Annotated in this window: 4 protein-coding genes; all 4 read left to right on the forward strand. The window is 30.2% G+C overall.

Translation table 11 applies throughout. The features are described 5' to 3' along the window. The first annotated feature begins 235 nt into the window (after positions 1-235). The 4 genes from B5G32_RS13180 (at position 236) to B5G32_RS13195 (ending at position 4182) form a co-directional block, all read left to right on the forward strand. Positions 236-694, forward strand: a complete 459-nt coding sequence (locus tag B5G32_RS13180) for a MarR family winged helix-turn-helix transcriptional regulator (RefSeq protein WP_206080562.1) — start codon at positions 236-238, stop codon at positions 692-694. Then, positions 687-2030, forward strand: coding sequence for an MATE family efflux transporter (locus tag B5G32_RS13185; RefSeq protein ID WP_087936923.1), 1344 nt, complete (start codon positions 687-689; stop codon positions 2028-2030). The genes B5G32_RS13180 and B5G32_RS13185 overlap by 8 nt, the downstream gene beginning before the upstream one ends. Positions 2031-2096: 66 nt before the next feature. After that, complete coding sequence (locus B5G32_RS13190; protein WP_087936924.1) at positions 2097-2747, forward strand: HAD family hydrolase; 651 nt, start codon at positions 2097-2099, stop codon at positions 2745-2747. A 682-nt stretch (positions 2748-3429) separates the two neighbouring features. Further along, positions 3430-4182 carry an AAA family ATPase gene (locus B5G32_RS13195; protein ID WP_239386262.1) on the forward strand — a complete coding sequence of 251 codons (753 nt, stop codon included), beginning with the start codon at positions 3430-3432 and terminating at the stop codon, positions 4180-4182. Positions 4183-4537 lie beyond the last annotated feature (355 nt).

A 4537-nucleotide genomic window follows, 5' to 3' on the forward strand; every position in this document is an offset into this window, starting at 1 on the left:
AACAAATAGGAATCAATGAAAAAGAATATATAGAATTCGCTAGAGAAGTCATCAAGCCATTAGATAAGAACTAATGGCTTGATATCTATATAGATGTATAATTTTAGTAGAAGTTGACGATAACAAGTTCAATATCAAAAGTCAAAGCATGTGTTTTGTTAAAAAGATATTGACAGGTATGGAATAATAGGTTTATTATATAACTGTTTAAAATAAAACAGTTAAGGAGAGAACTATGAAAATCAAAACAGAAAAGGGAATTCAAAAGTTTTTTTCACTGGGAATGCACCCTTATATCATTAAAAAGTATAATTCATTATTTGATGAATTGTTAAAAGAGTATCAGATGACACAAGTTGAAATTGATGTCTTGGCTTTTTTAGCAAATAATCCAGAATATAATCATGCACAAGATATTGTCAATGTGCGTGGTATTTCAAAAGGACATGTCTCATTAGCTATTGAAAAGTTGGTGAAACGAGGTTTAGTGACAAGAAATCCTGATCCTGTCAATAGACGTTGGAATATTTTATGTGTTGAAAAAAAGGCAGATGAGTTAGTTAAAAAAATTCAAAATATTCAACATGCTTTTGATGAACAGGCATATCAGAATATTTCACAGGAAGATATTGTCAAATATCATGAAATTTTACAACAGGTTTATCATAATTTAGGAGGTGGACAACATGAATGAAAGACTGGAAAATGAGAAAATATCAAAATTATTACTTTCACTTGCGATCCCCTCTATTCTTGCTCAACTGGCAACGCTTATCTATAATATGGTAGATAGAATATATATTGGACAGTTAGCTGATGGTGCTTTAGCCATTGCAGGGATTGGATTATGTACATCTATTATTACAATTATTACAGCTTTTACCAATTTATTTGGAAGAGGCGGAGCTCCTTTGGCATCTATTAGAATGGGTGAAAAGAGAATGGATATTGCTGAAAAGATACTTGGAAACTGTGTCTTTAGTTTGGTGATTTCTTCACTTATTATTATGGCAGTCCTGTTAATTTTTGGTGAAGATATTTTGATGTTATTTGGAGCCAGTGAGAATACATTGCCTTATGCTATGGACTATCTTTCTATTTATTGTTTAGGAACGGTCTTTGTTCAATTGAGTGTTGGTTTAAATTATTTTATCAATGCACAGGGTTTTGCGAAATATGGAATGTTTACATTACTTATTGGTGGTGTTTTGAATATTGTTCTTGATCCTATCTTTATTTTTGGTTTACACATGGATGTTGCAGGAGCTGCAATTGCAACTGTGATTTCTCAATTTGTTTCATGTGTTTGGGTTATGAAGTTTTTATTAGGAAAGAAAACAACTATCCAAATCAAAAAAGAATATTTTAAATTTGATTTAGATATCATGAAAAGAGTCTTAGGTTTAGGTTTTTCTCCTTTCTTTATGAGTGCAACTGAAGGCATACTGCAAGTTTCCTTTAATCGCCAACTTTTATTCTTTGGGGGAGATTTAGCAGTCAGTTCTATGACAATTATGCTATCTATGAATCAGATTCTCCAATTACCAATGGAAGGTATTGCACAAGGAACACAGCCTATCATCAGTTATAATTATGGGGCTAAACAATATGATCGTGTTAAAAAAGCTATCTCTTTAGCTATGAAAGTATCATTAATTTATTCTATTGTGGGTGTTTTGTTGATGGAATTTGTACCACAAGTATTTGTACAGTTATTCTCTAATGATCCAGAGTTAATTGAATTAGCAAGTCGTATGTTAAGAGTTTATATCTTTGGTTTCATTATTATGGGAGCGAACTCAACTTATCAACAATCATATACATCACTTGGATTTGGTAAGATTTCATTTTTCTTTGCTTTTTATCGAAAGATTATCTTATTAATACCACTCATCTATATCTTACCAATATTTATATCAGATGGTGTTTTTGCGGTTATGTTAGCTGAACCTCTTTCAGATTTAATCACAACAATAACAAATACATTCTCATTTAGAAGATTTATGCATAAGCATTTAAAAACAGAGTAGTTCATAACTTTTCTTGTTCTTGAATATGAAGATATGCTAGAATAAGGAAAGAGGAAGTGAATGTATATGAAAAAAGCAGTTATATTTGATATGGATGGTTTGATGATTGATAGTGAAAGAGTGACATATAATGAATATGTAAAAAAATTGGCGCAATTAGGACACCATGATTTTACAGAAGAATTATATAGAAATTGTTTAGGAAAAAATAAACCGGGAATCTGTCAGGTATTTATTGACCATTATGGTCAAGACTTTCCTATGACAGAAGTCTGGGATGATGTTCATGTATGGATTGATGAAAGTTTAAGACAATATGTTCCTAAGAAAAAAGGATTAGTAGAATTATTAGAATACTTAAAAGCCAATAATTATAAAACAATTGTAGCAACATCAAGTGGGAGAGCACGTGTTGATGAAATCTTAAAAAATGCAGATCTAACAAAATATTTTGATGATACAATTTGTGGAGATGAAGTGACTCATGGTAAACCTCATCCAGAAATCTTTTTAACAGCATGTCAAAAACTCGATGTCAAACCAGAAGAAGCTTTGGTTTTAGAAGATAGTGAGGCAGGTATTTTAGCGGCTTATGATGGACATATTGATGTGATTTGTGTCCCTGATATGAAATATCCTGAGCCACAATTCGTTGAAAAAGTAACAAAAATTGTTGATTCATTAGATGAAGTGATTGATTATTTAAAAGCACAATAAAAGAAGATGTCATAAAGTAGAGTTAATGTAAATGGACATCTAGAATGACAAAGGCTATACAATGACTGGAATCTATATTATTGTGAGGTCAATCACACACCAAATAATTGAGGAGTTATGAAGATAGAGATTTACAAAGGACGTTAATAAATGCGTCCTTTTTATATTAATGAAAACATATTTCATGAAAAACTATTTAGAATTAATCTTGAAATGTGCTTGATTTGAAGAAAAATATATAAGATGTATTAGAAGATAATAAGAACTATCTACATTGAATAAATTCGTATTTTTAACGACACTATCAAAAATAGAGAGGAGGGACAAAATCCAACACTCAAATTTCTTTTTTAGCAGGAGAAAATCAGTGCGATTTTTGGAGGTTTATGTAGAAATTTTATTGCGATTTTTGGATATATAGCCATTGAGCTAGTTGCGATTTTTGGACATAATAAATTTATAGGAGGAATTTGTCAATGTTTAAGCGAAAAATTTATGAAAAAATAAAAGAGTGGAAAAGAGAATCAAATGGGAAGACAGCCCTACTTATTGAAGGAGCACGCCGTGTTGGGAATCAACTATAGTAGAAGAATTTGCAAAGATGGAATATGATAGTTATATCCTCATTGATTTTTCTGTTGCTTCTGCATAAATTAGAGAGTTATTTGATGATATGTCTGATTTGAATTATTTTTTTCTTCAACTTCAATTGCAATATAAAGTAGACTTAATCGAAAGAAAGTCTGTTATTATTTTTGATGAAGTACAGCTTTGCCCTTATGCAAGACAAGCAATCAAGACATTGGTAAAGGATGGAAGATATGATTATATTGAAACTGGTTCATTGATTTCAATCAAAAAGAATGTGAAAGATATTCTCATTCCAAGTGAAGAAAGAAAACTGCAAATGCATCCAATGGATTTTGAAGAATTTCTTTGGGCTTTGAATGATAATTCTACTATGAAGTTATTGAAAAGCGTATTTGATAATAAGAAGAATTTTGGAGACAGGCTGAATCGAAAGTTGATGCGTGATTTTCGTTTATATATGCTGGTAGGTAGAATGCCACAATCTGTCAATGAATACATTACAACGAATAATTTTAGAAAAGTAGATATGGTAAAAAGAGATATTCTAAATTTGTATGAGGATGATTTTAGAAAAATTGATTCTACTGGAAGATTGGCAATGCTTTTTGAAGCAATTCCATCCCAGTTAAACAAGAACACCAGAGGATTTCAAACGACGAAGGTGTTGAATTCATATAAAACGACTGATAACTCTATTTTAAGTATGATTTCAGAGCTAAAGGATTCTAAGGTCGTGAGTGTTGCATATCATGCAAATAACCCTAATGTAGGATTGTCTGCATATAAAGATTTAAACAAATTCAAGTTGTATCTGGCCGATACAGGAGCTATTGAAATGGATTAGGAGAAAAAATAGCATAAAACTTATATTGATATATCAAAATAAAATTAAAAGAAAAATAAAAATACAACTTTTTTACAACAAAGTAAGAAAAAGGTTTTTAATACAAAGAAATAGCAGATTACTACTATTAATTTACTAAGAACTTCTAACTACAGAAGTTCTTTTATTTTACATTAATAATTTTAACAAATTTTTAAAATAGGTGTAACTGTTTCTAATCTTAAATTTAAGTTTTTAAAAAGGGGCTGTAACGAAATAAATATTCGTAAGGCCACCTAAAAAAGAAAACGACAATGATTATCTTTAATGATTATCATTGTCGTTTTTGGTATAATTAGATTATGGAATCTTCTAA

Source organism: Massilimicrobiota sp. An80 (assembly GCF_002159255.1).
GTDB classification, from domain to species: Bacteria; Bacillota_I; Bacilli_A; order Erysipelotrichales; family Coprobacillaceae; genus Allocoprobacillus; species Allocoprobacillus merdigallinarum.